The organism is Brevundimonas sp. VNH65 (assembly GCF_049445955.1).
Taxonomy (GTDB): domain Bacteria; phylum Pseudomonadota; class Alphaproteobacteria; order Caulobacterales; family Caulobacteraceae; genus Brevundimonas.
Genome location: NZ_JBMSDX010000017.1, coordinates 1 through 26,827, shown reverse-complemented (window position 1 = coordinate 26,827; position 26,827 = coordinate 1). Strand labels below are relative to the sequence as shown.

Sequence of the window (26,827 nt, the reverse complement as noted above, 5' to 3'; positions counted from 1 at the left end):
GCCCACCTACATTCTTCACCGCGCCCTGCAGACGAACCGAAAGCCTTCTGCGGCGCCTCCCACCGCCATGGAGGCCGAAGGGGATATCGAGGCCGGCTTCGCGCTCGAACCGATTCTGCCGGACGATGCGGGGCCGCAGCGGAAGAGCGGCGCCGCCTGACGGTTTCAATCGGCCTTGGGAATCGCTCCGCCCCGAACCTCCACGAGGAAGCGCACGACGGCCGTGAACCGCGGACCCCGCGCCCTGATCTCCTCGTGCGCGAGTTGGGGCTGCAGGGCGTTGAGCCGTGTCGCGAAGCCGATCATCACGTCGAGCACGGCGAGCGAGACGTCCTCCGCAAGCTCCGCCGACAGGCCAGAGGCCCTCTGCGCCAAAAGCGCCGAGAAGACCCCTATGCTTTGCCGGACGGCCGCGAAAACGGTATCGCGAACGGGTTGGAAGGTCTCATCTTCCGTGAGCAGAAACCCCATCAGGGCGCGCCCTTCCGACGCGACCAGGATTCCGAGGCACCGACCGACGAACTCGTCCAGCCAGTCCTCCGCGCCGGGACCCGTATTGGTCAAGGTTTCCCGAACATGCGAACGCCAGCGTTCCAGCGCCGCTCGGATCGCGGCCTCAACGAGCTGGTCCTTGGAACTATACCGTTGATAGATCGTGCGCTTGCTCATGCGGGCCTGCCGGGCGACCGCCTCGATGGTGGTCCTTGAGTATCCGCGTTCGACGAAAATCCGCCATGTCGCCGCCAGCAGGTCCGGGTCGATAAGCTCAGCCGCCTCGGGCGTGGGACGCCCAACCTTTCGATCACGATCGAGTGCGGCCTGAGACGTGGGTGGGACAGGGCGAGTCATCCTCATACCTTAAGGAACTCAAGTTCGTTGAGCGAGTTTCCGAGGGTAACGGTACGGCGCATTACCGCGACTGGAGAACGATGTATGAAGCAGATCCGGATCGCCCTGATCGCATCCAGCCTTCTGATCCTCAGTGCATGCGCGACCGTCGACCGTGCTCCGAAAATTGCGCTTCACGAGCTGGAGCGCGGCCTGGTCGCAACGCAAGACCCGAGGATTTCGCCTAACGATCAAGCCCGCCTGGACCGCATCGCCGAGGATTTCCGCAGACGGCTCACTCGCGGCGATCAGCGACGCTCCATCCTCGCCCTCTCGGGAGGTGGAGCAAACGGGGCCTATGGCGCTGGCATGCTGGTCGGCTGGAGCCAGCGCGGCGACCGGCCCGAGTTCGACATCGTTACAGGCGTGAGTACGGGCGCGCTCGCCGCACCCTACGCCTTCCTCGGTTCGGACTGGGACGACGAACTCGCCGCAGCCTATTCCGAAGGCCATACAGAGGGATTGTTGAGCTGGCGAAGCTTCGCCGCATTTCTGTCCCCCGGCCTGTTCAGTCCCCGAACGCTGGAAGCGCTCGTTGAAGAGCACGTCACGCCAGCGCTGCTGACGGAAATCGCGCAAGCGACTCGAGAGGGACGCAGGCTTCTCGTCGCCACGACCAATCTGGATTCAGGCGAGACCGTGATCTGGGACATGGGGCTTCTGGCCGAGGCCGGGGACGAGAACGCGCTTCGCCTGTTCCGTCAGGTTCTGCTCGCCTCAGCCAGCATTCCGGGCGTCTTCCCTCCGGTCCTGATTGCGGGGGTGACCGAATCGGGGACGGTGCAGCAGGAGCTGCACGTTGACGGCGGGGTGAACACGCCCTTCCTCGGGGTTCCAGAAGGCATGATCCTCAGCGGCGAAACTCTGCCCGGCTGGCGTGGCAGCGAACTCTTCATCATCGTCAACGGAAAGCTGGGGCTCAGTCGGCGTCAGACCCGCGGGAGTCTGCCGTCTGTCTTCGCCCGATCCTACCAGAGCATGACCCAGTCGCTTCTGCGAACCAGCCTTGCGGCTCAAGGCGCGTTCGCACGCCGCAACGGCATGCGCATCAGCGTGGCCGCCATCCCGCAGGAGGTTGAGGCTTCCGCCCTCGATTTTGATCAGGACGCCATGAAAGCCCTCTTCGAAGAGGGGCGCCGCCGGGCCGTGAGCGGCAGTGGCTGGGTCCCCCTGGATGCCGAAGTGGTTGAGCCGCCCTCCCCGCAGGACGCTGAACCGGCCGCCGAACCGGCTCCCGACGCCCGGTAGCCCAACGGAACATGATCATGCAGACGAGAAGAGATTCCCGACGGGTTCCGTCGGCGGCGGCGATCGGCTGCCTGGCCGCCTTGGGCTTTGCAGGCGAGGTCCGGTCGCAGGAAGACACCCGCGAAATCCGGGTCGCCGTCATGCAGCACGATGTTCTTCACCCGGGGTCCGATGATCGCGAAGGCGGAGCAAACCTTGAGATGGCGCTGCTGAGCCGTCCCATCACCGTCCTCGATGCGGTTGGCCGGCCCCGGGCCTACATAAGCGGATCGCTGAACAGCGACGGCGACACGAATTTCGCTTCGGTTGGGCTTTCCTGGCGCCGCGCCGTCTCGGACCGGGTCAGCGGCGAGTTTCAGTTCGGTTACGCCGTTCATGACGGGGTGCTGGATACGGACGATCCGGTGGAGGCGCGGTCCCGGCTTCTGCTGGGCTCACGAGATCTCTTTCGCAGCGCCCTGGGTCTCAACTGGGAAGTCTCAAGGGACGTCAGCATCGGTGTGCAGTGGGTGCATCTGTCTCATGGACAGGTCCTGGGAGATGGACGCAACCAGGGGATCGATACCGCCGGCCTGGTGATGACCTACCGCTTTCGCTAACGGAGGGGGATGGCTGCCCGGGTTCTTCAACTCCGCCGTGGCGACTCCGGACGTTCAAGACGTTGGCCCGCCTGAGTTGACGAAGGCCGAAGAGGGGCGTCAACTTGGGGCTCGGGTTGTGTCCACGCCTTTGGCATGCGAGCGGATCTCTTGGAGCGCCTGGACCCTCGCGAGGTCGGCTGATCGACGGGATGGAAGATGAGTTGACACCGCGGAGCGATCGACCGGGACAAGCAGAACGCCATTCTTGAGGCGGCGATTGATGTTGCGGGTAGCGCGAGGCCGTCCTTGGCCGCGATCGCCAGCAGGGCCGGCGTATCGCGCCAGACCGTGCACAATCAGTTCGGTGGGGCGCAGGGCCTGAAGCTTGCGGTTCTCGACTCGTGCCGGGCGGCGCTCTGGAACCGTTTGAGCAGGTCCCGGGCCAACCGGACACTCGAACCGCCTTGGCCGCCTATGCAGAATCCGCCTTGAGGCAAATGCGCACCGTTCGGTACCACCGTGCGCTTCGAGCCATGGAACGGGTTTTGCCTGAAGACATCACTCGGGCGAATGCGATCTGCGCTGAAATCTCGCAAGAGTGCTCGTCCAGCCTCAGAGACTTTCTCGTGCGGGAGATGAAAGCAGGGCGCCTGAAATGCCCGTCCGGACGAGGCCGCCGCCGAGTTCCGCGCCCTGACAGTGGCGGGGACCCAAGTGCGCATGCTCGCCGGCTTGTTCGACGCCGACGAGACTTGCGACGCGTCAAAAGAGGCGGGCACCGCGGCGGACCGATTTCTGGAACTGTTGGATGCGGACCAGAGGAAACAGCACCGTCTTCGGCCAGGCGCCCCAAACGACTGGCGGGTTGACACGAGCCTAGCGCAGGGGGCGAACGCCTAGCGGCGCGGCGGGCGGACGGCAGCTTCTTTGCAAGCCGACGCCTTTGAGGAAAGATCGGCGCACCAAGCCCGCCTCAATGGATTGCCGGACCCGGCGGCTGTGCTGTTCCGCGCCCGACAGACGGCGCACCCAGCTGCGCATGGGAATGAAATCCGTCACCGTGTCTCTTACGACGTCCAGCGCCGCGCCGGCGGCGATGTCTTCGGTTCGCTCGACGCTCGCCCGGTCAGGATCGTCAAGATCGGGTCCCAGCGCCTCGTCCAGGCGTGAGACCTCCGCCGATATCCGTCGGCACCCGCTGAGGCCTTCAAGGTTATAGGGATGGGCGAAGGCTTCGGTCAGAACGGCAGGAATCGCGTCTCGGCGCACATTGAGATCTTCGAGCGGGGTCGCTGCGGCGTCGCCGACCCCCGCCCTGAACGTCTGTGTCCCGCGGTCAATGGACATACCGCCATTGCATGCCGCCAGCGGGGCGACGAGTAGAAGGGCTGCTATTGATTTTCGCAGCATGATGATCCTCAACCAGACAACTGACGCGGCAGGGGAAGCGCAGCGCGGCCGACGACCGCGCTGCGCCGGGGAGAAGGACACCCGGACAAGGGCATTGACGAAACTCATCAGGGTACCCGAGCGTTCCATTTCGGGTCTTCGTCTTGAAGGCGCTTTTTCGGGTCTTCGTCTTGAAGGCACTTTGTGGTGGGCTAATCTGTGCGGAAAATTACGATGCTGATGGCTTGCGCTATGGTGGGCGTCGGGGCCTGCGAGCAGGAGAAACGGGCTCCGGAACCGGTCGAAGCGGTTCCTCTGGAGGCGCCAATGGCGGCCACCAATGACCCGGAGATCAGGGACGTCAATTCGCCCGAGGGATATCTTGTCGCCGCCTGCTACGACGACCTGTATGTCCTCGCGGCGGCAAAGGCGATCAAGGCCCGATCCCCGGACCCTCAGATCAAGGCTCTGGCCACCCGTCTGGAGACACGACACGTCCAGTTGCTGGCGATTCAGTCAACCTTTCTGGCGGATCTCGGCGGGGCAGCGGCTCCCTCGCACCTGTCGGCCCCACATGCCGCCTATGTCGCCGATCTCGAAGCCGCCGCTCCGCGGGAGCGTGACCGGCTCTGGTTGACGCAGCAAATCACCGTGCTGCTCGACTCCTCTCTGCTGCACACCACTTTCTCGCTTCACGCCGACGATCCGCGTCTGAAGTCTCATGCCCAGGCAGCCAGCCTCTCGGCCCAAAACCATCTAGACCAAGTCCGCCGCCTCGGGGGTGACAAGCTGCGGCCCCTGGGCGCCTGAAAAAGTCGATGATCGGGGTGAAAGGGGTGCGGGCGCACGCGTCCGAACGTGTCCACCTGACGGTGTCGGAGGCTGAGGGGGGCCAGGGTAGCAGAATTTCCGAAGGCGGCGTCACCGTGTCGGTGGCGACCCGCGCGGAGGGTGTGAGGCGTTTCATCCGGCTGCTTCTTCGTCAGAATGAAGTGCAGGTAGTGAGGGGTCTCCTTGACGTTCCTGGGATGAGAGCCTCTGCGCCGATGATCGTGCAATTATAGGACGCGCCCTGGCTTGATCCCCTGATCCCCATCCGGAGTTCACGGAACCTCCTTGAGCCTTCGGCTGGGATGTGTTCGAACAGCGTTTGTCGAACGTTCCCGACTTGTGTTCCGCTAGGTCCATCGTCTTCCCGCGGGCCGAAGCCAAGGCCGCCAGCGTCCGGGTAGCCATGATTTCGTCTTCTAAGGCGGTGGCTTGGTGAAAAGCTTGGCGATCATGGGTTCATAGACGTGCCTCTGGCCGCCACAACAGTCGGCGACTAGGAACAAGAGCAGGTTCTGCACATGAGCCATGTTGGCTCGGTAGAGAATCTCACGGCTGATCCGGTCGCTTGTTATCAGGTGCGCTTTCTTGAGGACCGACAAATGCGACGACAGGCTGCTCGCCGGCAGCTTGGCGTTCGGCGTCGAACTGTTCAGTTTCTCCAGCATTGCGGTCGGCTTCATCCCGCCGGGCTCCGCGTCGATCAGCATTTTAAAGACCTCCAGCCTGGGCTCGTGACCCAGTGCCGAAAGAGACTCTACCGCAATCCTCGTTTCCATATTTTGAACCTAGTCGAATAGTCGTATTGGTCAAGCCCCCCCAATCGTCGCCATCGGCTGGGTGGGTTAAAGATCAGTTCGAGCAACTTTCCGAAGTTGCTGTTTTGTTCATGTGGCGGATTGTCGCGATCTCAACAAATATGATGTCACGGTGGTTGACACCACTGAGGTCTATACGTCGCGATTATTGACACATCCTGTCAAAAATCTTGACACTGGAGGACCTAAGCCTCGAAGTTCTAATTATTTTCCGTAGGTTATCCGAACGAAGCCTAAGGACGACTTTAATCGATGCACACGGAAATAACAGCGTTGCCCCAAAGCAACATATTACGAGATTTCTCGTTTTCTCGTATCGACAAGCGTTGACCTGCTTTTGGCTCCTGACGCATACGCTTGTCGATGGTCAACCAACTCAGCACCAGCAAGAGGTCCGCGATCCTCCGGGATATGATGGAACGCCAAGGCATCAACGCGCTGGCGCGGACCAAAGACGGTAACACGGGGCAGTCTGGCCGCCCGAGCCAGGTGACGGTCCTGAAGCTGCTTGCTGACGCGGGCGATACCGCCATCGACTTCCTCGACCAGAAGATGCGTGATCTCCCTGTCAGGTATGTCGAGGCCGACGAGATGTTCGCCTTTGTCGGCATCCGGGGCCTGACCCTGTTGAAGAACCAGATGCGCGCGCCCAAGGGGCAGGGCGTCTTCTGGATTTGGATGGCTATCGACCCCGTCAGCAAGCTGATCGTCGCCTGGCATGTCGGCGGTCGAGGTAACGCGGACGCAAAGATTTTCATCGCCGACCTGAAGGCGCGGTGCGCTGGCCGCATCCAATTGACGACCGACTCGCACCGCGCCTACTTCGAGGCGGTCGGGTCGGAGTTCGGCGACGACATCGATTATGCGACGGTGAAAAAGCAGGACGACAACGAGCAGCAACTGGTCGTTGAGGAATACACCGGCGTGAAAATGCCTTACCGGCCCAAGAAGCGTCCCAAGCGTGAAATGCACCCGCCCGTCGTTCGCAGCGGCACCCCGGATGAGGACTGGATCACAACCAATCACATCGAAAGCTTCTTCCAGAAGCTGCGCCAGAACCTTGGGCGGTTCGCGCGCAAGTCGGCGCTCCACTCGAAAACGCTGATCAATCTCAAGCGGGCGCTCGCGCTCTACATCTATCACTACAACTTCCAGCGCATCCACATGACGATCAAGACGACGCCGGCGATGGAGGCCGGCATCGATGACGACCGCTGGACCTGGGAGAACTTCATGGACCTCGTCGATGAAAGGGCGGCGGCTCAGAAGGCAGCCCGGCGTGCCGGTCAGTTGGAGGCCGCCCGCCACGTTGATGACGAGAACATCATCCGCCTGAAAGCCCCCCGCGACGAGCAGGCGGGCGAATACACCGTCATGGTCAGCCTGCACCAGAAATACGCCAAGATTCACCTGACCGCCTGCGTGCATCTGCGCGACACCCCTGGCCGGCAGAGCAAGAGGGGCGACTCTCACAAATTCCAGTGCGAAACTTTCGACGCCGCTCAGAACCTCGCCTACGACTTCATGCCCGACGACGTGGATGTCTGCAAAATCTGCCTTGGCGCGTATCACCGCCTCGACACTGGACGCGGCAAGGGCGGCAGCAACCTGAAGCACTAGAGGCGGCAGACGAACGGCGCGTCGTCACCGACGCGCCGTTAATGGTCTGCCCCACTCCGACAGCAGCATCGCCATGACCTTGGACGGGTCTTCTGCGATGGCGACCTCGACACCATCGACGAGGCCGATGAAGCGGTCGTTCGCGACATCGGGATCGACGACGATCGTGATGGTGCGCTCGCCCTTATGAACGACGATCTTGTAGTCTTGGCCTGTCATTGCCGTGCTCCGAAGACAGAGGCGGTGTTGCCTCCGTCATGTCGGTCGCAAGATTCTTGCTACGGCTGGCCCAGCGGCGGAGGGGCCTGAATTTCAAACTGTGTCAGTGCCCCCGAAGCGCCTTCATTGACTTTCAACGATTCAGCCGCATATACACGCCCATATCTCCCTTGGCGCTTCGGGGCCAAGGTGCGCGGCGGCTCCTCGGGGCCGCCGCTGCTTTATGAGGCGTCGCGATGAGGACTCGCGTCTATATCGACGGCTTCAATCTGTATTATGGATGCCTGAAGGGGACGCCGCACAAGTGGCTGGACCCCTTTGCCCTGTGCAGCGCCCTTCTGCCTCGAAACCAGGTTGAGCACGTCCGGTATTTCACAGCCCGGATCAGCGCCCGCCCGAACGATCCCGACCAGGCGGTCAGGCAGCAAACCTATCTGCGCGCACTCGCGACGGTTCCGGAGATCACCGTCCACCTGGGCCACTTCCTGACCCACGAGGTGACGATGCCGGATGCGGTGGCCTGGACTGCCGGTCGCTATCGAGGCGTGCAGGTCATCAAGACCGAAGAGAAGGGGTCGGACGTCAACCTGGCCACCCACCTTCTCATGGATGCGTTCGATGACGCCTTCGACATGGCGGTCGTCGTCAGCAATGACAGCGACCTGAAAGAACCGATGGCCTTGGTGCGCAACAGATTCAAGAAGGGCGTCGGTATCCTGAACCCGCAGCAGAACGTCAGCCGGGCGCTTCAGCCGCTGGCGCATTTCATAAAGCCCATTCGTAGTGGCGCGCTCGCCGCCGCACAGTTCCCGGCTCAGCTGACGGACAGCGCCGGCGTATTTCAGAAGCCGGTTCGCTGGTAAGCAAAGACCGGGGGGACGGCCTATGACCAACAAGAAGATCGACCCGCAGGACAAGAGCCTGAAGACCCTGCTCCAGGACTTCTACCGGGTCCCGGACTACCAGCGGGAATATGTGTGGGGCGAGACCAATCCCAAGGGCGAGGGCGGCGAAGAGGTCGATCAGTTTCTGAACGACATCCACGCCGAATATGAGAACGCCACCAGCCAGGACGCGCCAGAGTATTTCATCGGCACCATCGTGGTGTGCCGGGGCGAAGACGGCGTCTTCGACCTGATCGACGGGCAGCAGCGCACGACGACCGCCTTCATCACCCTTTGCGCCATTCGCGACGCGCTCAAAGACTTGGGCGCGACCGTTCCCGACGAGCTGAAGTCCCAGATCGCCGCGAGCGATGTCGACTGGCAGGGCAACTCCAAGGATCGCCTCCGACTCGACCTGCAATACGAAGACGCCGGTGATGTGCTGGAGATCTATGCGCGCGGCGATGCCGCCGAGGCCAAGCGCGACGGCACGCGATCAATCCGCAACATCGGCAACGCCTATCTGACTGTGCGGGAGTTCCTGCGGACCACGCTGGAGGACAATCCCGATCAGATCAGGCGCTTCTACGGCTACCTGACCAACAAGGTGAAGATCATCCGGATCGAGACGCCGACACTCGCCATGGCGTTGAAGATCTTCGAGACGATCAATGATCGGGGCGTCGGTCTGGACGCCATGGACCTGCTGAAAAACCTGCTGTTCATGCACGCCAAGGGCGATCAGTTCGCCAAGCTGAAGACCAGCTGGAAGGCCCTGACCGACGCCATCTATCAGGCCGGCGAGAAACCGCTGCGGTTCCTGCGCTACTACCTCCTCGCGACCTATGACCTAGACGGCAAGCTGCGCGAGGACGCGATCTACGACTGGTTTCAAAAGAACGCGGCAGCGACCGGCCACGAACGCGAACCACTGGTGTTCGCCTCCCGACTTTTGGAGGCGGCCAAGGCCTACGGGAACTTTGCCAGAGGGCTCAACGTCGCTGGCGAACCGGAGGCCGGCATTCAGAACACCCAGCTCGCCGGCGGCAAGTCGATCAAGCAGCACTTCATTCTGCTGATGGCGGGGCGACATCTGTCGTCCTCGCAGTTCACGCGGTTGGCCGACGAGGTCGAGAAGACCATGTTCGCCTGGCTCATCACCGGCACCCCCGGCAAGGAATATGAGCGGCGCATCATTGAGGCGGCCCATGTGCTGCGCGGCATCAAGGCGAGTGACGGTGACACCTTCGAGATGTTCTTGAACACGCACCTGACGGCGGAGCGCGTCGGTCTTTCGAAGGCGTTCGATCTGGCGCTGATGGGTCTGAGCACCCGAAATGTTCGCGCCTTCCGCCTGCGTTATCTGCTCGCCAAGCTGACCCAACACATCGACCTGACCGCCTACGGCCCAAGCGAGTCCCGGAGCCGGCTGGCAGACTACACGGCGGGCGGCAACGACATCGAGCACATCCTCGCCGACAAGGCCGAGGTCGAGGCCAGGGAAGAATTCGGCGATCACGCCGACGATCAGGAAGTGATCCAGAGCCTTGGCAATCTGTTGCTGATCGAAAAGTCCATCAACCGCGCCATCTCCAATGGCCGGTATTCCGGCAAGATCACGGCCTATGGGCAGTCGAAATTCTTGCTGACCAAATGCCAGGCTGACACGGTGACCCCGCAGGTGGGCGTCGCGGACAAGATCACCGCAACAGTCCAGTCGTTGAAATGCTGGCCCGAATGGAATGTCGGCGCGGTCGAAGAACGGCAGGCGTTCCTGACCTCGCTGGCGCAGACCGTCTTCGACGTTCCTGCTCCGCCAGCGAAGGCGGTCGCCGAGCCCGCAGGATGAGCGGCTTTAAGGAGGACATTGTCGAGGAGGCTGGGATCGAGATCCTGAAGGATCTCGGCTGGTTTCATTTTCACGGCGTCAGTATCGCGCCGGATGGTCCAGCGCCGATGCGTCAGGCGTTCTCGGAGGTCGTGCTGTTGCCGCGCCTGGACGCGGCGCTGGCCAAGTTGAACCCGCACGCGCCCGAGGCGGCTCGGACTGAGGCGATTCGGCAGTTACTGACGGCCGAGACCGGGTCGCTCGTCGAAGAGAACCGGCGCATCCATCGCATGCTGACCGAGGGCGTATCGGTCCAGTATCGCAACGACGCCGGCGCCATCGTGTCGGACAAGCTATGGCTGATCGACTTCGCCGATCCGGGCGCGAACGACTGGGCCGTCGTGAACCAGTTGACGGTGGTCGAGGCGGGGCAGAACCGTCGGCCGGACGTGGTGCTGTTCGTCAACGGCCTGCCGCTGGCGGTGCTGGAGCTGAAGAACCCCGGCGACGAAAACGCGACCCTGACGGGGGCCTTCAATCAGCTCCAGACCTACAAGGCCCAGATCCCCAGCCTGTTCAGGACCAATGCGGTGTTGGTCGCCTCGGACGGCATGGAAGCCCGAATCGGATCGCTTACGGCAGACTCCGAACGGTTCATGCCGTGGCGGACAATCACCGGCGACGACAACGATTTCACCCACAAGGGCTCGCCCGAACTGGACACTCTCCTGCGCGGCGTATTCGACCGCGAGCGGTTTCTGGCCCTGATCCGTGACTTCACGGTCTTCAGTGACGGCGACAAGGGGCCGTTCAAGATCATCGGCGGCTACCACCAGTTCCACGGCGCGCGAAAGGCGATCGCCGAAGCGGTGGACGCGACCCGACCCAGCGGCGACCGCAAGATCGGCGTGGTCTGGCATACGCAGGGCTCGGGCAAGAGCCTGCTGATGGCCTTCTTCGCCGGCCTGACCGTCAAGGCGCCGGAGCTGGAGAATCCGACGCTTGTTATCCTCACCGATCGCAACGACCTGGACGACCAGCTCTTCTCGACCTTCGGCCTGTGCCAGGACCTGATCCGCCAGACGCCCGAGCAGGCGGACAGCCGAGACGACCTGAAGCGCCTTTTGGCCCGTAATTCCGGCGGCGTGATCTTCACCACCCTTCAGAAGTTCGCGCCTGAGAAAGGCGAGGAGCAGTTCCCCGAGCTGACGGATCGGCGCAACGTCATCGTCATGGCCGACGAGGCCCACCGAAGCCAATACGGCTTCGACGCCAAGCTGAACCGCGACACCGGCGAGCGGCGCTATGGTTATGCTCACTATGTGCGACAGGCACTGCCGAACGCCTCTTTTATCGGCTTCACCGGAACGCCGATCGAGGCGGGCGATGTGAACACCCCGGCGGTGTTCGGCGAATACATCGACATCTACGACATCAGCCGCGCGGTCGAGGACGGGGCGACCGTTCCGATCTATTACGAGAGCCGACTGGCGCGCATCGAATTGGATGAGGACGAGAAGCCCAGGATCGACGCTGAGATTGAAGCGCTGGTCGAGGACGAAACCCTAACCGAGGCTGAGAAGGCCAAGGCCCGGTGGTCGACCGTCGAGGCCCTGGTCGGCTCCCGCGTCCGCCTGAAGCAGATCGCTGCCGACCTGGTGGAACACCTGGAGGCGCGCACCGAGGCGATGGCCGGCAAGGCCATGGCGGTGTGCATGAGCCGGCGCATCTGCGTCGATCTGTATGACGAGATCGTCGCCCTGAGGCCGGCCTGGCACTCGGACAATGATACCGAAGGCGCCGTCAAGATCGTCATGACCGGGGCGGCCTCCGATCCGATCGGCTGGCAGAAGCACATCGGAAACAAAAAGCGCCGCGACGAACTGGCGAAGCGAGCGCGCGACCCGAACGATCCCCTGAAGCTGGTCATCGTCCGGGACATGTGGCTGACCGGCTTCGACGCTCCATGCATGACGACGATGTATGTCGACAAGCCGATGCGCGGGCATGGCTTGATGCAGGCCATCGCGCGGGTGAACCGGGTGTTCCGGGACAAGCCCGGCGGCCTGGTGGTTGACTATATCGGCATCGCCCAGAACCTGAAGGCGGCGCTGGGCCAATACACTCAATCGGACCGGGACAAGACTGGGATCGACGAGGAGGCGGCCGTCGCGGCGCTTCTGGAGAGGTATGAGAGCATCCGCGAAATCTTCCACGGCTTCGACTACCAGCCCGGCATTTCGGGATCCCCGCAGGAGCGTCTGAGGTGTCTCGCGGGCGCCTACGACTGGGCCCTGAAGTGGGGCGAGGCGGAAGCCGCGAAGGCCAAGACGCCGGAAGACAAAAAGCGCGCCCATCGGCGCTTCCAGGACCTCGTGCTGGAGTTAGGCAAGGCCTACGCCCTGGCGGCGGCGAGCGACCCCGCCCGCGAAATCAAGGACGAGATCGGCTTCTTCCAGGCGATCCGCGCCTGCATGGTCAAGAGCACGGCGACCGGCAAGCTGAGTGCGGCGGACAAGCAGCTTGCGGTGCAGCAGTTGATCGACCGGGCCGTCGCGTCCGCCGAGATCGTCGACATCCTCCAGGCGGCCGGAATGCAGTCGCCCGACATCTCCATCCTGTCGGACGAGTTCCTGTTGGAGGTGGCCGGGATGGAGAAGAAGAACTTGGCGCTGGAGGCGCTCAAGAAACTTTTGGCCGGCGAGATCAAGGGCCGCGAGCGGACCAACGTCGTCGAGAGCCGGGCCTTCTCGCAGCGGCTTGAGGACGCGGTGGCGCGCTATCACGCCGGAGCGATCTCGGCCCTGGAGATGATCCAGGAGCTGATCGGCTTGGCCAAGGACCTCAAGGCTGCCCATGCTCGCGGCGAGGAGAACGGCCTGTCGCCAGAGGAGTTGGCCTTCTACGACGCCCTTGCCGAACACGAGCGTGCGGTCGAGGTGCTGGGTAGTGATCAACTCCGGATCATCGCGGCGCGGCTCGTCGCGGACCTGCGCAGCAACGTCACCGTCGACTGGCACCACCGCGAGAGCGCGCGGGCCAACATGCGCCGGTTGGTGAAGCGCATCCTGCGCGAGTTTGGCTATCCGCCGGACCTGTCGGACCTGGCCGTTCAGACCGTGCTGGCGCAGGCGGAAACCCTCCTGCGAGAGGCGGCCTAAACGGCCCCAAAACCGCGCGCCGCCACCCGCCCGGGGGCGGGGGTGAAACCCCCAGCCCCGCCCCCGGGCGGACCTTCGGTCTGCTTGTTTCAAATTTCCGCATGAAATCAACCGCATGGCGGAAATGCGATTTGAGTCACCGTTGATGTGTATCGTGACTCAATCGCGCGCGGCCTCCAACCCGCTGAATCCCTTCAACAAATCCGAGTCACGTTTGACTCTTTTGCGTGACTCGGCCGGGATGGGGTGAGTCACGTTTGACACTTTTGCATGACTCAAATCCGTGTCGTTTCGGCACACCCGCCCCCGAGTCACAGGTGAGGGGTATCGTGACCTGGGTGAGTCATCTTAGCTCCAGCGACCCGCAAACCTCGGCTCTGATTGGATTTCGCAACCGCCACAGAAGATGACTCACGCGCGCATCTTCGGGTCTTGGCGCCGGCAAACATGACTCTCCGTGAGTCATCTTATCCGGAGGCAATCCCTTGGCCACCGGATGGATTGGGCCACCAGGTCAATCGACGGGATACCCAAGGCGGCGCCCGCCCGCCCGGGCCAACTGCCGCCCCTGGGCCTCGTGGTAGGCCGACCAGGTGGGGCCGTAGAGTCTCTGCATAGCCCCTTCCCATTGGCGTCGTGCGGCTCGCCGTTGCGGCTCATAAACGCGCTGGAAGTGGGCGATGTCGGCATCGGTCTGGGGGTAGTTCTCCCGGGCCAAACGATTGGCCTCGATCGACGCTGTCACAGCGTTTGAAAGTTCGCCTTCAGCCTGCGACCGATTGATCGGGTCCAGGGCCGCCGCATGGGCGAGCGCCTTGTCGAGGGGCGTCATGCCGCTGGCCGCCACCTCGGCCAGTCGCGCCTGTTCGGCATCGTCACGCTGCGCCGCCCGCTCCAGATAGGCCGCTTCGACAGCCGCTGGGTCGGGAGGGGGCATCATGTAGATCGCCGTTCCGGCGATCAGGATGAACGCAACCGCCATCATCAACATCCTGCCCATCGGCGTCTCCTCTGTAGGTGCTATTTTGCCTATCCGGCTTTCCAAAAAGTTAGGCAGAATAGTTCCTGGAGCCATTTTGCTTGCTCGCGCCCCATCCGTGCATGCGGTGGGAGGATCGAGTCGGCGCGAACATCAGGCGTCTTCGCAAGGCGAAAGGCCTCAGCCAGGAGGCCTTGGCCCACGAGGCGAGCATGTCGATGCGCTACCTCGCCGGCCTCGAACGGGGCGAAGAGAATCCGTCACTGCTGTTTCTGGTGAAGCTGGCCGAAACCTTGGGGGTGGAGCCTGGGAGCCTGTTTGATCCGGCGCCGCTTGAAGAAGATCAGGATTAAGCTGTCACGCTAACGAAGCCGCGTCACGTCAACCCTCCGGCTCCTTCTTGCGCCGGCGTGAATTGGTGACTTCCGCACCCAACGCGAGCCTTACGCCCGGGCCGGCTGTCTCGTCCGGAGGGACGAACACGACACCGCCGTCTGTGAAGTAGCGGATTAGGAGCCGAGCATTGGCCCGGGTCGTCGGTGCGAGGCCGGTTACTCCCTCAGCCCGCTTGATGGTGTTGACCACCAGGCCTGTTTTTTCCGCCACCGCTTTGACCGACAGATTCAGCAGGCCACGCGCAGCTCGGAGCTGGGCGCCTGTGGGGTGGTCATCATCTAGGAGGCGTGAACTCAAGACCTAATTTGACTCTTAAGCCCAACTACGAATTAGTCGGGGCGTTTTTGTATGTCTGGAGAGTTGACCATGCTGAACCCCAAGCCGCAATGCCCGATCCACGGATCGACCCTGCACCGCTCGACCTGCCGCGCCTGCAACGCCGCCTACATGCGCGCCTACTATAAGGAGCGTCGCGCCAACGCTCCGGATCGCGAGATGTTGGACCGCGCGCGCAAACGCGCGCGCCGCCTCGACCTGCCGTTCGCTCTGCCCAAGGACGCCATCGTCATCCCCGACATCTGCCCGGCGCTCGGCGGACCAATCCGCACCAGCGGGACGCGTTCGCCCCAGTCGCCCTCGCTGGACCGCATCCGACCGGACGAGGGCTATGTGATCGGCAACATCCGTGTCCTGAGCGACTACGCCAACCGACTGAAGGGCAACCTGTCGCTGGAGGACATCGAGCGCCGTGCCCAGACGGCCGACGGTCAGCGCCAGATCGAATACGAGCGGCTGGCCGAGTATGTGCGCCGCGAACAATTGCTGGCCGAGGTCCGCGCCAAAGCGGCGTCCCTGGACGGACGCGCTGGCGAAGTCTGGAGCGAAGTCGCACGCTTCCTGGAGAAGGCCTTCATCCGCGCCGACTGGAAGCGCTAATGCAGAACTATCCTTTACAGAACAAACTGTTAACGCCTGTTGGAGGTTGAAATTGGCTTTCGGATCGGGTATACGATCCGGGACGACTAAGGAGGACCCAGGCCCCGCCAGATCACTCTGGCGGAGCCGGCCATGCCTACCCCACCGGGATGTTCCCGGCGGGTCCTCTAGTCGGAGCCGTCGCATGACGGACGAGAATTGGAATTCCGATCCGGACGAGGAGCCGACGCCGCCCGGCGTCGATCTGTATCCCTGCCCATCTTGGATCACCCCGCAAACGCCGCTGTCGCTGCCCAACGCGGCGAAGTTTGCCTTCCCCGATGGGTCCATCACCGGCTCAATCCTGCGCGCCCAAGCAGATCGCGGTCTGCTGACGGTCGAAACGGTCGGTCGCACGCGCATGACGACCCTCGCCTACATCGCCGAAATGAGAGAACGGTGCCGCCACCCCGCAAACCCCCACGCCTCCTCCTCCGACGCCGCACGGGCCGCCCGGCCGTCTACGTCATCCTCGACCAGGGATTTGAAGTCAGCACGGGCTGCGGCCCTGATCGTCAGCGAGAGGCGGAGGAAGCGCTCGCGGCCTACCTAGCCGCCAAGCACCAGCCGGACTTCAGCGACGGCGACCCTCGAAAGGTCGCCGTCGCTGACTGTCTGATCTACTACGACCAGCGGCTGCCCGACGATCACAAGGGTCCCGAACCAACCCACATCATGTGGTTGGCCGACTACTTTGGGGAGATGACCTGCCACCAGATCAACGAGGACACCTGCCGCGCCTACGTGACGGCGAGAACCACCGGCACCCTGGGGCATATGGCCGTCAAGGAGAGCACTGCCAAGCGCGAACTTGAGACGTTGTCGGCCGCTTTGAACGCGACTTGGAAGGCCGGAAAATTGGACCGGCCAATCCCTGTGTGGAAACCGGAGGGTGACGAACAGGAGGCGCGTTGGCTGACTCGTGACGAGGCGGCGCGGCTCATCCGGGGCGCCTTAGGGTTCAAACCCACCGGGTTCGACGAGCACGGCCGCGTTACGGGCTATGAGCGCGTGGCGGCACCCCAGTATCACGTGGCGCGCTTCATCATCCTGGGGCTTTATTCGGCAACGCGGCACGCCGCGATCCTCGGCCTGCGGTGGGACCGAAATCCGACCTCGGGGTCGGTCGATCTGAAGGAGCAACGCATCTATCGGCGCGGCACCGAAGAGCGGCAGACCCGCAAGCGCCGCAACCCCTGTCCGATCCCGAAGCGGCTGCTTCCCCACCTTCGTCGGTGGCGTCGGCTGACGGTGATCGGCCCCTGCGAATACGCCGGCAAGCTGATCCAGCGGCAGAAGACGGGGTTCGAGGCGGCTCGAGTTAGGGCGATGCTCGGAGACGACATCACGCCCCATACGCTGAAGCACACCGCGATCACCTGGATGCTGCAAAAGGGAGTGGCGATTTGGGAGGTCGCCGGCTTCTCTTCGACCAGTTCTAAGTTGATCGAGCGGCGCTACGGACATCATTGCCCCGACCACATGGAGAACGCTCGTAACGCCTTCAGTCGGCGTGGCCCCAAGCAATAGAACCTGGCCTTGCCTCGCCTCGCTGACCACCTTCGCCAAGCCGTGTTCACCCCCAATGGCCAACTGGTCGCCGTCGGCGTTCAGCCCGCGCAGGACGGCAACGGCGTATTCGCGGTGCTCAAGATCAAGCACTGCGTCGATTCAGGTCAGGCGCAATGGATCGCCGATCAGGTCGCTGCCGACCTGTGCGCTTTCCTGGACGCGGACCCGGTTGAGGAAGTGGTCCTTAAGCACTGCTACCCAGAGCCCGGCGGAACGGGTTGGGCGGCGGCGATCGGCGTCGAACTGGAGGACCAGGCGAATGCCGAAGCCTGCGTCGGAGTGCTGGCGGCCTATGCCAATCCGGGGCCGGACGGGGCGCTGAATTGAAGCGCGGCTACCCCTCCGCTGGCGTCACCAGCGAGTAACTCGTGCTCCGCCCGCCGCCCTCGTCCTTGGCCAGCACGCCGCGCTCCACCAAGTCGGTGATGTCGCGCAGGGCGGTGTCGGTGGAGGCCTTGGTCATGGCGGCCCACTTCGAGGTGGTCAGCTTGCCCTCGAAGCCGTCGAGCAGGCGGTTGACGACCTTGGTCTGGCGCTCGCTCAGAGTCTGGCCGGCGAGGCCTTCCCAGAAGCGGGCCTTGAGCAGGACGGCGCCCAGGGTGGCCTCGGCCCCGTCGAAGGCGCGGTCGAGGCAGGTCAGGAACCAGTCCAGCCAGGCGGTGATGTCGAGGTCGCCCTTCTGGGTGCGCTCCAGGATCGCATAGTAGTCCGCCCGCTCCAGCCTGATCTGGGCCGACATGCTGTAGAAGCGCTGGCTGCTGTCGTCGGAGCGGGCCAGGGCCATGTCGGCGATGGCGCGGGCGATACGGCCGTTGCCGTCGTCGAAGGGGTGGATGGTCACGAACCACAGGTGGGCGACGGCGGCCTTGATGACCGGGTCGGTCGTCGGCGCCGCGTTGAACCAGGCGATGAAGGCGTCCATCTCGGCGTCGAGCCGATCGAAGGCGGGCGCTTCATAGTGGACACGCTCGCGCCCGATGGGGCCGGACACGACCTGCATCGGCCCCGAGGCCTCGGGGCGCCACGCGCCGACGACGATCCGGGTCATGCCGCTTCGGCCGGTCGGGAACAGGGCGGCGTGCCAGTCGAACATGCGTTCGCGGGTCAGGGGCTCCTGATAGCGCTGGGTGGCGTCCAGCATCATCTCGACGACGCCCTCGACGTTGCGATCGGCCGGCGTCAGAGCGCCGATGTCCATGCCCAGGCGACGGGCGATGGACGAGCGGACCTGGTCCTTGTCCAGGATTTCGCCCTCGATCTCGCTGGACTTGAGCACGTCCTCGGTCAGGGTCTCCAGCACGGCCTCGGCCCGGAGGTCGAAGCCCATGCCCTGCATGCGGCCGAGCAGACGACCCTGGCGATGGCGGACGGCGGCTAGTCGATCGGCGAGCGCATCCACCTTCCAGGTGAAAGCGGGCCAAGCCTCAAGATCGTGGATGTAGTCGACCATTCGCCGCACTCCTTGCGGTGAAAATAGTCGCTAATCGCCGCATACGCAATCGCCGCATGATTTGCGGCGATTAAGGGAATTATTCACCGCAACCGGCCGACCATGGCGATCGGATAAGGTGAAATCGGGTATAATCGGGTATGTGGGCAGCGCTGGCATGCGCGTCATGGCCGGGCGGCTGCCGGGCTAGGATTCACCAGAATTAGCGTTCCATGGGCCAATCATGGGCGAGCGACCCCGAAGGGTGCGCTGATAGGCTCTAAGTCTTTGAAAAAAATGGTGGACGCGACAGGGATTGAACCTGTGACCCCTACGATGTCAACGTAGTGCTCTCCCGCTGAGCTACGCGTCCGCCTTGACGGTTCCGAAACGGGTCCGGAACGGGAAGGCGCGCTCTATAGCCCGGTCGGTGTCGCGGCCGCAAGGGCAATTCTCGTGGCGTCGACGCCGGCCCCGGCCGACCACGGGAAATGAAAAAGCGGCGTCGAAGGCGCTTGCGCCGCGCGGCCTCACCCGCTAGATAGCCGCCCTCGCCTCACCGAGGCCCGGCGCACCCGTAGCTCAGCTGGATAGAGCATCAGACTACGAATCTGAGGGTCAGGAGTTCGAATCTCTTCGGGTGCGCCATTCTCCACTTTCATCGGAAAAATGACCTAAGGCCTTGAAAGGTAAGGTCACATTTGGCGTTCGAAACCCTTCGCCCCTGTCATACTCAAGTTGGTCCGCGAAGGTCAGTTTTAGAACAGCTCTCTTGTCCTCTAGTCTGTCAGAAGCCCATAGTTTCCAAGGGCTTGAGAGAAATTCAATGGCCGTTCGAAAAGTATCGTTATAGCCTCTGATCGGCTTGCCGCAGGAAGCCAGTTTCTCGTCAAGGACGAGCTTCTGCTTTTCCAGATCGGCGATGCGTCCTTCATAGGCCGCGATCACAGTGCGGCTTTCCGCTTCGACTACCCTGTCCAGCAGCTGGGCGATCTTGTCGTCGATGGACTTGATCTCTCGCTTGAGGCTCGTCCGCTCAAGTTTGCCGCGCTCGATCCGCTTGTCCCAGAGATCGGTCAGCATCGTTGTGGCGAGCGAAATCAGTTCGGCTGACGGCGTGACGCTCCGAAGCAGCGCTTCGAATTCCTCTTCGATCTTCGCACGAGCGATCGATTTGCCGTTCAGAGCGCAGCCTTGCTGGCGGCAGAGATAATATGGGTAACTCTTATGAGAGCCCTTCGACCAGTTGGCGGTGAGGGGCTCGCCGCACCCGATGCACTTAACCCAGCCGCGCAGAGGGAAATCCTCGTTCAGGTCGCTCCGGGTAGCCATTCGGGTGCGTTGGCTAAGCAGGTCCTGATTGCGCTGGAATGTTTCCAGCGAGATCAGCCCTTCGTGCTGCGCCTTGCGGAAGGAAACCTCCCAACTCGGCAGCTCCAGATATCCAGCATAAAGCGGATTGGTGAGAAGGCTGAATACGAGGTCGATCTTCACGTAGCCGGGGCGGCACGAAGACCATTGCGGGTGGCGCTCTAGATAGCGCTTCACTTCCGCCTGAGAGCAGAATCTCCGGCTAGCGAAGCCTTCGAGGACCTCCCGGACCACAGAGGCCAGAGGTTCGTCATGTACCAGGATCTTGCCGCCACCCTTCGCTCTCTCAAAGCGTAGTCCCACGGGAGCCTGATAGACCCAGAAACCATTCAGGGCCCGCGCCCTCATTCGGTTCTTGGTTTGCTCGCCATTCTTTTGGCGTTGGTGCTGCGAGACGGCGGCGAGCAGATTCTCCACGAGCTGACTGTCAGAGTCTTCGCCGAACTCGATCGACGGCGATTCCAGAGTAGCGCCGACCGAGGCAATGTCGGCCCTAAGCCGCAGATGCGCCTCCACCCCACGGGCGAGGCGGGAAATGTCATCGATGATGATGACGACCTGATCCGATTTCCTCGCCTTCAGGAAGGCAAGCATCGCAATCATGCCGGGCCGCCTAGCCTCGCCACCGGACGCGTCATCCTTAAAGACCTGAATGACTTCATGGCCGCGATACTTCGCGTATTCGCGGCAACGAGTCTCCTGAGAGTCCAGGCCGTTGCCCCGCGTGGTCTGCTTCGTGTCACTTACGCGGCAGTATATCACCGCCTTCCGATGCTCAGTTCTCGCCATCTGCTATGCTGCCCTGGCGGGTTCGGCTCCCTTGAAAGCCTGTCTCCGCCTCATTCATTTGTTCTGATTGACTGAATGCCAGCCTAGCATAGCCGGTTGACTCTAGGGAAACTTTTCGAGGCTGATGTCCACTGATTTGCTGTGCTGGATGCTCCCCAAAAGCCCTATCGACAAAGTCCTGCATCATCGAGCCGACGATCCGGATAACCTCGTCTTTGGCGTCATCGGAGACGCCGATCGAGCTCACCAGTGCCCGGTAACGCTGCATGTCTGTTGGAGTGATCTCCAGCAAGCAATCCTCTCTTCGCCCTTACGGGCGACGCACGCTTTCGTTAGCGTGAGAGGCTAGCTTTCTATCTTTAGCCCATTGGGGGAAACGTTCCCCGCCCTCGACTGAAATCGTGCTTTAAATATCGTCGTTGTAAAAAAGCAATACTCAATCATCTATATTTATATTATATGGCAATCTACTCACAGAAATCAAATAACGTCAAACACTATTAAGTCGAGTGCAGGCTTCTCACGTCCTTTATTTGCTTGGCCCACGGCAGGACTGCGTAAAAAGGAGGCCGGTCGCAGTCGAAGAGGTAAGGACAGCCAGCCACCTTGATTATCTGTCGTCCAGCGCCGATTGCCCGAATGTCCTCACTTTGAAGGACTGCACGTCGCCCCTCGCCAAGGTTCGCGCCAGCGGACTCCACCACCCCGCCGCTATGGTTGACGCCGCGCAGCAGTACGGTCTTGTTCCCGGACCACTTCTCGATGTCCCGAAGCAGCTCAGGCTCTTCGACAGCGATGAAGCTCAGGATTGAGGCCTGATCCTCAAACTCTTTCACAGCTTCCCGTGACCACCGACCTTCTAGGGAAAAACGCCCCTGCGCGAAGAACCAGAGCTGAATGCCCTTACCTCTGTAGAGGCGAAGCGCCTTCATCACGGCAGGCGCAGGCGGCAGCTGCGGAAACTCGTCGAGAAGGAATGTCGTGCGTATCGCGCCACGCGAGGCGGCGATCGCTTCGACCGCGTAATTCACGACAAGGCTGATCCAGGGGGCGATCGCTTCGAGCTTCGAACTCGGGGCGATGAGGTAGACCGTGTGCGGTCGCTGCTTCAGGTTCCCAAAATCCAGCTCGTGCATGTCTGTTGATGCGGCGAGAGTCTTGCCCGGTTCGAAGGCGGCGAGCGCCTCGATTACCTCCGCTTTGTAGGCCTCGAATTGTTTCGGTGCCTCCTGGAGCGTCATGAGCAGAGCACCGGCTTTCCGCTCGATGCTCTCGATCCCGCACTCCATCATCAGCCCCAGGCTCGATGAAAGCCCAAAGGCGTTCACGAAACGCCATAGGCCTGACAGCGTGCATTGATCCGGATCGAAATGCGCGAGGTACTCCATTCGGGTCGCCAGCAGCCGGAGAGCGCCGCGACGAACCCAGCCACCGCTTCGATCTTTCGGATCGGGCGGGATGAGCACCTGCGCGATTTCATCCGCCTGGGTATCGATATGCTCGCCGCGCTGGACGACATCGACGAGCACCTGAAGAGGGTTGATGCGGGTGTTCGGCAGCCCCTGAAGGCCGAACGGATTGAGATAGACACAAGCGTCTCCCACCTCGCCTTCGCGATGCTCGCGCGAGGCGAAGGCGTTTTCCCCATCCTTCACATCGACAACAACGAGGCTTCGGCCTCGGATATGCGCGAGGTTGGGAAGGATCAGGTCGCGGCCTTTGCCCGCGCCGGTACGGGCGTAGGTGAGAAGATGCCCGTCGCCGTTGAAGAAGAGCAGCCGCCCGGCCAGTGCGCCGATATACAAACCGCTCGGATCGAAAAGGTCTGACGCTTCAGCATCCGGCGGGGTGCCGCGTCGGCCATTCCCGTAGGTGTCGGATGCCTTGGCCTGAAGCATCTCCCGCTGGCGGACTTCTGCCCGCCTGCGGGACGCTTCCGTGTAGGCCTGCTGCTCCATTCTTGCATGGAGCTCCATCAGGCCCTGAAGCGAGCCCATGAAATGCCCGCGAGACACTCTACTGCTCCGGGACCATTGGCCTGTCGTCGCTAAGGCGCGGCGGCTCGGGCAGCGGCAGGGGCACGATTCTGGAAAGCTCCGCCTGAACCGTATTTGGCGGCGGGAGATTGGCGTCCCAGCCCTCGATCGAGATGGGTGCGCCGCTTTGCGCCGCACGGTTTAGATCGTTGGTGAGCATGTCGGCGAGGTCGTTGCCATATTGGATCGCGGCATCGCCCGAGCCGGGCGCGAACAGATTGATGACCTGCCCCAGCGTACGAGAAGCGTTTGCCAGACCTCGCTCACCGCCGCGCGTCTGACTCGCCAGGCGGATCTGCGCATTGGCCAGATCGCCCTGCATTCGAGCCGTCGCTTCGGCGTAAACGCGGGCTCGATCGTAGCTCGCCTGATAGTAGCCGAGCGCCGCCTGATTAGATGCGCGATAGCTCTCCAGGTTCTGTGCATTGACCAGCCGGACTTCCTCCAGCCAGTCGTCATAGGCGGCCTGCTGCTGGAGCTGAGCCGCCTTTACCTCCGCTTCGATGCGGGCGTCATACGATCCCACGAGCGTTGAGGGCTTGTACTGGTAGGGGGCGAATGTCTCGACACCAAAGAAGATGCCCGCAGCCACGACGAGCGTCGCGCCGGTCTTCAGGACACCGGGCACGCGGAAGCGTGGCTCCGGATGAAAAGTCTGGATTGGCGGCAAGGATACGGGCGGGCCTGGCGGCCCGCCCGTTTGCCTTGGTTGTGTGCCTGTGTAGTCGATTTCGTAGGTCACTTGTCTGCTCCTGTCTCGCGCGAGCGGGCGCGAGCGTGGAGCGTCGGCGATGGTCAGCCCTCCGTTGGGGGAATCCGCTACCTCCAGAGCTGCCGAGGATCAGACAACTCTCCTTCATGTATCGCCACCGCGACGTGGATAAGCCTCAGGCGTTCAGCGACGCGAGCTTGTGCTCGCTGAGCCGGCGGCTGTCTCGCAAACTTCAGGAAGTCTGAGAACCAGCGATGGCTCTCATCCTCCGTGAGCGCGTTCTCGAGATCGAGCTCCTCAGGGTCGAAGATGCGGCCTGTTTCTGAGCAGCGCAGCTTGCCGTCGAAAAAGTAGATCTGTGCCGCGATCCAATCCGGAAGTGCACGCCTGGCGAGTTCTAGTCCAGCCAGGACATTGGCTAGCCTGACCATCTCGCTCGGTTCTGAAACTTCCTTCGCTGTAGGCATTACGGCGAAGTAGCCACCGCCTTGCGCAAAGCTGGTCGGCCTTAGCCTTAACGACCAAAGGTCGAGCAGAAAATCCCAGAGTGGCATCTCCGTTTGCATCGCAATCTCCGTTCAATGCAGTGCCAATTGTTCTCCCTAGGGTGCACGTAATCAGACGTGGCTCCGGGCGTGGGGGAAAGTTGGAATTCTCGTGCTCGTTCGTGAAGGCGGACAATCGCAGGCCTCAGGTCATGGGGTCTGATCGCGCCCGTCGCGCTTTCAACGCGGCTCGCTTCCGCGCTTCGACAAGTCTCAGCTTGTGCAGCTCCGCCCCCGTTCCGGGCGAGGGCGTTTGAAACCGCTCCCTTGGGCGCGCTCCGGGTCGCCCCATGAGGCCAGCGACGGTCGCGGCCTTCTGACAAAGGAGCACGAAAATGACTGCACTTATCCAAACCCCGCCGAGCCACCGCCTCTACAGCGTGCGCGGTAATGGCGAAAACAGCCGATGGACTGAGATCGGAGCCGCCTGGCCCAACCGCGATGGTCGCGGTTTCACGTTTCAGATGGCTGCCACCCCGATCAATGGCCGGATCGTCATGCGGGAAATCCGTCCCCGCGAAGGAGGTCAGCAATGACCTCTGACACGACCCGCATCCGCCAGTTCAACGACTGGTTCCGCTCCACCTTCATCGGGGGCCGAGTGATAATCACCGGAGGCGTTCGCGCCCGAGGCCAAACCTTCGAGTCCGAAACGGTCGAAAGGGTTCAGGCCTACTCCGCCTTCACCAGGGACAACGATCCTTATGACGAGCACGACTTCGGCAGCTTCGAGATCGATGGCACGAAGGTCTTCTGGAAGATCGACTACTATGATCGCAGCCTGACGGCAGGATCAGAAAATCCTGCTGACCCCGGCCAGACCACCCGCGTCATGACGATCATGCTGGCGGAGGAGTACTGAGCTACAGGCCCGGCACGAGCCGGGCCTGACGACTGCCGCAAATCTCTCGTGCAGTATCGGGTAAAATCGGGTATTATCGGGTATGGAATCGGATATCCGGGCGACCCGATAATGAGGGAGCCCCATCTTACACTCGGTCCCGACCTCGTAAAACTCATCGCCGAAATCGACGAGTTCAAGGGGAAGTGGGAAGCTCTCAAAACGCTCTCGCCTGATCGGCTGAGCGCGTTGCGCAAGGTCGCGACCATCGAAAGCATCGGGTCGAGCACCCGCATCGAAGGCGCGAAGCTGAGTGATGCCGAGGTAGAAGACCTTCTCTCTCAGGCGCTCTCCATCAAGTCGTTCAAGACGCGTGATGAACAGGAGGTCGCTGGGTACGCCGAGGCGATGGACCTAGTATTCGAGGCTTTCGGCGACATGCGCCTCACCGAGAACCACATTCGCCAGCTTCACCAGACGCTGCTTCGACACAGTACCAAGGACGAGCGTCATCGCGGCTCGTACAAGACCCTCTCCAACAACGTCGTCGCCTTCGACGCGGACGGCAACGAGATCGGCGTCGTGTTCGAAACGACCACGCCGTTCGACACGCCGCGCGAAATGGAAGAACTGGTCGCCTGGGCGCGCAAGGCGATCGACGAGGAGGCGCTTCACCCGCTCCTCATCGTCGCCGTGTTCGTGGTGACGTTCCTCGCCATCCACCCGTTCCAGGACGGCAACGGGCGGCTGTCGCGCGTCCTGACCACGCTGCTCCTGCTGCGGGCAGGCTATGCCTATGTCCCCTACGCCTCGCTGGAGCGCGTCATCGAGGAGAACAAGGACCTCTACTACAAGGCCCTGCGCCGCACTCAGACGACCCTGAAATCCGACACGCCCGACTGGCAGCCGTGGGTCGGCTTCTTCCTGCGCTGCGTGAAGAAACAGAAGGACGCGCTCGCAGTCCGGCTGGAGAGGGAGCGTGTCGCAGCAGGGGACGAAACCGATCTGCCTGACCTGTCGCTTCAGGTGCTCAAGGCCCTCCGATCACAGGAGCGGCTGACCATCGCGCAGTTGGCGGAGATCACCAACGCCAACCGGAACACACTCAAGGTCCGCCTGCGTGAGCTTGTCCAGGCCGGGCGCATCAGCCAGCATGGCAAGGCGCGGGCTACCTGGTACGCCGTTCGTTAGAGTCCTGCTTCACGATCCCGGCGACCTTCCCAAAATCCGCGTTTGGCTTTGCTAACTCGATCCGCAAGATGTGCGTGGTACTACCACGCCTATCTTGGCAAGGGGGCCCACTGCGTGCCCCCGTTGCATCCCCCCGGCCGGGCGGCCCTTCGAATGAACCTCGTCGCAGATCCGGGACATCCCGGAAGCTCAGGGGTTCTTCTCAGGACCGCAGCACCGTTTGGCCGGTGCATCACCAGTCGGGGAACCTTCGAGCTCCCCGACACCCCATGACCAGCCGTGCGACTGCTGGACCTCACGCCAACCCTTCGCGGATTGGATGCCGGCAGGGCTTTCGCGCCCTGCACCACGACGATGGGAAGTCTGCTCCCCTCGACCCTCGATCAGGCGCTCACGCCCGTTGACGTGACCCCCTGAAACTCCTCCAGGAATAGCTAGAGTCCGCCCCTCGAAAGGACGGACAGAATGAAGCGGTCACGGTTCACGGAAGAGCAGATCATCGGGATCCTGCGGGAGCAGGAGGCCGG

At 62.5% G+C, this 26,827-nt stretch carries 25 protein-coding genes and 2 tRNA genes; 15 read left to right on the top strand and 12 right to left on the bottom strand.

Annotated elements, in window-relative coordinates; translation table 11 throughout:
* Positions 1–165 precede the first annotated feature (165 nt).
* Positions 166–849, bottom strand: coding sequence for a TetR/AcrR family transcriptional regulator (locus tag ACO2Q1_RS17025; protein WP_177221781.1), 684 nt, complete (start codon positions 847–849; stop codon positions 166–168).
* Between the two features lie 84 nt (positions 850–933).
* Here ACO2Q1_RS17025 and ACO2Q1_RS17020 point away from each other — a divergent pair, with 84 nt between their 5' ends.
* Positions 934–2,136 (top strand): patatin-like phospholipase family protein, encoded by a 1,203-nt coding sequence (locus ACO2Q1_RS17020; RefSeq protein WP_423330653.1) that lies wholly within the window; start codon positions 934–936, stop codon positions 2,134–2,136.
* Positions 2,137–2,153: 17 nt separating this feature from the next.
* Positions 2,154–2,735: a hypothetical protein gene (locus ACO2Q1_RS17015; RefSeq protein WP_423330652.1), complete on the top strand. Its 582-nt coding sequence runs from the start codon at positions 2,154–2,156 to the stop codon at positions 2,733–2,735.
* Between the two features lie 858 nt (positions 2,736–3,593).
* On the opposite strand, the gene ACO2Q1_RS17010 is transcribed toward ACO2Q1_RS17015, so the two are convergent.
* On the bottom strand, positions 3,594–4,235 hold the full coding sequence (locus ACO2Q1_RS17010; protein ID WP_423330651.1) for a hypothetical protein: 642 nt from the start codon (positions 4,233–4,235) through the stop codon (positions 3,594–3,596).
* A 105-nt stretch (positions 4,236–4,340) separates the two neighbouring features.
* Between ACO2Q1_RS17010 and ACO2Q1_RS17005 the strand changes: the two genes are divergently transcribed.
* Complete coding sequence (locus tag ACO2Q1_RS17005; protein ID WP_092307155.1) at positions 4,341–4,916, top strand: DUF4142 domain-containing protein; 576 nt, start codon at positions 4,341–4,343, stop codon at positions 4,914–4,916.
* Between the two features lie 437 nt (positions 4,917–5,353).
* On the opposite strand, the gene ACO2Q1_RS17000 is transcribed toward ACO2Q1_RS17005, so the two are convergent.
* A complete protein-coding gene (locus ACO2Q1_RS17000) occupies positions 5,354–5,644 on the bottom strand; it encodes a hypothetical protein (protein ID WP_092307151.1) in 291 nt (96 codons plus the stop codon).
* Between the two features lie 471 nt (positions 5,645–6,115).
* Here ACO2Q1_RS17000 and ACO2Q1_RS16995 point away from each other — a divergent pair, with 471 nt between their 5' ends.
* Positions 6,116–7,372, top strand: coding sequence for a hypothetical protein (locus tag ACO2Q1_RS16995; protein WP_409732903.1), 1,257 nt, complete (start codon positions 6,116–6,118; stop codon positions 7,370–7,372).
* A 24-nt stretch (positions 7,373–7,396) separates the two neighbouring features.
* Here ACO2Q1_RS16995 and ACO2Q1_RS16990 read toward each other — a convergent pair whose 3' ends face one another.
* A complete protein-coding gene (locus ACO2Q1_RS16990) occupies positions 7,397–7,591 on the bottom strand; it encodes a hypothetical protein (protein ID WP_092307147.1) in 195 nt (64 codons plus the stop codon).
* Positions 7,592–7,827: 236 nt separating this feature from the next.
* On the opposite strand from ACO2Q1_RS16990, the gene ACO2Q1_RS16985 reads away from it, so the two are divergent.
* From ACO2Q1_RS16985 to ACO2Q1_RS16975, 3 genes are read left to right on the top strand one after another with little or no spacing between them, the layout of a single operon-like run.
* On the top strand, positions 7,828–8,454 hold the full coding sequence (locus ACO2Q1_RS16985) for an NYN domain-containing protein (RefSeq protein ID WP_423330650.1): 627 nt from the start codon (positions 7,828–7,830) through the stop codon (positions 8,452–8,454).
* Between the two features lie 22 nt (positions 8,455–8,476).
* Positions 8,477–10,324 (top strand): DUF262 domain-containing protein, encoded by a 1,848-nt coding sequence (locus ACO2Q1_RS16980; RefSeq protein WP_423330649.1) that lies wholly within the window; start codon positions 8,477–8,479, stop codon positions 10,322–10,324.
* On the top strand, positions 10,321–13,464 hold the full coding sequence (locus tag ACO2Q1_RS16975; RefSeq protein ID WP_423330648.1) for a type I restriction endonuclease subunit R: 3,144 nt from the start codon (positions 10,321–10,323) through the stop codon (positions 13,462–13,464). Before ACO2Q1_RS16980 ends, ACO2Q1_RS16975 begins: the two co-directional genes overlap by 4 nt.
* A gap of 514 nt (positions 13,465–13,978) precedes the next feature.
* On the opposite strand, the gene ACO2Q1_RS16970 is transcribed toward ACO2Q1_RS16975, so the two are convergent.
* Positions 13,979–14,464 carry a hypothetical protein gene (locus ACO2Q1_RS16970; RefSeq protein WP_423330647.1) on the bottom strand — a complete coding sequence of 162 codons (486 nt, stop codon included), beginning with the start codon at positions 14,462–14,464 and terminating at the stop codon, positions 13,979–13,981.
* Positions 14,465–14,565: 101 nt separating this feature from the next.
* Here ACO2Q1_RS16970 and ACO2Q1_RS16965 point away from each other — a divergent pair, with 101 nt between their 5' ends.
* From ACO2Q1_RS16965 to ACO2Q1_RS16950, 4 genes are all read left to right on the top strand, one after another.
* Positions 14,566–14,796: a helix-turn-helix domain-containing protein gene (locus ACO2Q1_RS16965; RefSeq protein ID WP_423330654.1), complete on the top strand. Its 231-nt coding sequence runs from the start codon at positions 14,566–14,568 to the stop codon at positions 14,794–14,796.
* 409 nt (positions 14,797–15,205) lie between these two features.
* Positions 15,206–15,775, top strand: coding sequence for a hypothetical protein (locus ACO2Q1_RS16960; protein WP_423330646.1), 570 nt, complete (start codon positions 15,206–15,208; stop codon positions 15,773–15,775).
* Positions 15,776–16,213: 438 nt separating this feature from the next.
* Entirely contained in the window at positions 16,214–17,344 is a 1,131-nt protein-coding gene (locus ACO2Q1_RS16955) for a site-specific integrase (RefSeq protein WP_423330645.1), read from the top strand.
* A 9-nt stretch (positions 17,345–17,353) separates the two neighbouring features.
* Positions 17,354–17,713 (top strand): hypothetical protein, encoded by a 360-nt coding sequence (locus tag ACO2Q1_RS16950; protein WP_423330644.1) that lies wholly within the window; start codon positions 17,354–17,356, stop codon positions 17,711–17,713.
* A gap of 7 nt (positions 17,714–17,720) precedes the next feature.
* Here ACO2Q1_RS16950 and ACO2Q1_RS16945 read toward each other — a convergent pair whose 3' ends face one another.
* Both ACO2Q1_RS16945 and ACO2Q1_RS16940 read right to left on the bottom strand, forming a co-directional pair.
* Positions 17,721–18,836 (bottom strand): Fic family protein, encoded by a 1,116-nt coding sequence (locus tag ACO2Q1_RS16945; RefSeq protein WP_423330643.1) that lies wholly within the window; start codon positions 18,834–18,836, stop codon positions 17,721–17,723.
* 277 nt (positions 18,837–19,113) lie between these two features.
* A tRNA-Val gene (locus ACO2Q1_RS16940) sits at positions 19,114–19,188 on the bottom strand.
* A 198-nt stretch (positions 19,189–19,386) separates the two neighbouring features.
* On the opposite strand from ACO2Q1_RS16940, the gene ACO2Q1_RS16935 reads away from it, so the two are divergent.
* A tRNA-Arg gene (locus tag ACO2Q1_RS16935) sits at positions 19,387–19,463 on the top strand.
* Here ACO2Q1_RS16935 and ACO2Q1_RS16930 read toward each other — a convergent pair.
* The 5 genes from ACO2Q1_RS16930 to ACO2Q1_RS16910 all read right to left on the bottom strand — a co-directional run bounded on the left by ACO2Q1_RS16930 (position 19,434) and on the right by ACO2Q1_RS16910 (position 24,289).
* The gene (locus ACO2Q1_RS16930; RefSeq protein ID WP_423330642.1) at positions 19,434–20,975 is read right to left on the bottom strand and encodes a recombinase family protein; all 1,542 of its coding nucleotides are present in this window, start codon (positions 20,973–20,975) and stop codon (positions 19,434–19,436) included. The two genes, ACO2Q1_RS16935 and ACO2Q1_RS16930, sit on opposite strands and share 30 nt — an antisense overlap.
* On the bottom strand, positions 20,962–21,267 hold the full coding sequence (locus ACO2Q1_RS16925; protein WP_423330641.1) for a hypothetical protein: 306 nt from the start codon (positions 21,265–21,267) through the stop codon (positions 20,962–20,964). The genes ACO2Q1_RS16930 and ACO2Q1_RS16925 overlap by 14 nt, the downstream gene beginning before the upstream one ends.
* Positions 21,268–21,475: 208 nt before the next feature.
* Positions 21,476–22,933 carry a type IV secretory system conjugative DNA transfer family protein gene (locus tag ACO2Q1_RS16920; RefSeq protein ID WP_423330640.1) on the bottom strand — a complete coding sequence of 486 codons (1,458 nt, stop codon included), beginning with the start codon at positions 22,931–22,933 and terminating at the stop codon, positions 21,476–21,478.
* 58 nt (positions 22,934–22,991) lie between these two features.
* Positions 22,992–23,753, bottom strand: a complete 762-nt coding sequence (locus tag ACO2Q1_RS16915) for a hypothetical protein (RefSeq protein WP_423330639.1) — start codon at positions 23,751–23,753, stop codon at positions 22,992–22,994.
* Positions 23,754–23,830: 77 nt separating this feature from the next.
* Positions 23,831–24,289, bottom strand: a complete 459-nt coding sequence (locus ACO2Q1_RS16910) for a hypothetical protein (protein ID WP_423330638.1) — start codon at positions 24,287–24,289, stop codon at positions 23,831–23,833.
* Between the two features lie 314 nt (positions 24,290–24,603).
* Here ACO2Q1_RS16910 and ACO2Q1_RS16905 point away from each other — a divergent pair, with 314 nt between their 5' ends.
* The 3 genes from ACO2Q1_RS16905 (at position 24,604) to ACO2Q1_RS16895 (ending at position 26,300) form a co-directional block, all read left to right on the top strand.
* Positions 24,604–24,804, top strand: a complete 201-nt coding sequence (locus tag ACO2Q1_RS16905) for a hypothetical protein (RefSeq protein WP_423330637.1) — start codon at positions 24,604–24,606, stop codon at positions 24,802–24,804.
* Positions 24,801–25,130, top strand: a complete 330-nt coding sequence (locus tag ACO2Q1_RS16900; protein WP_423330636.1) for a DUF3768 domain-containing protein — start codon at positions 24,801–24,803, stop codon at positions 25,128–25,130. The genes ACO2Q1_RS16905 and ACO2Q1_RS16900 overlap by 4 nt, the downstream gene beginning before the upstream one ends.
* Before the next feature lie 111 nt (positions 25,131–25,241).
* The gene (locus tag ACO2Q1_RS16895) at positions 25,242–26,300 is read left to right on the top strand and encodes a Fic family protein (protein WP_423330635.1); all 1,059 of its coding nucleotides are present in this window, start codon (positions 25,242–25,244) and stop codon (positions 26,298–26,300) included.
* Positions 26,301–26,827: the final 527 nt, after the last annotated feature.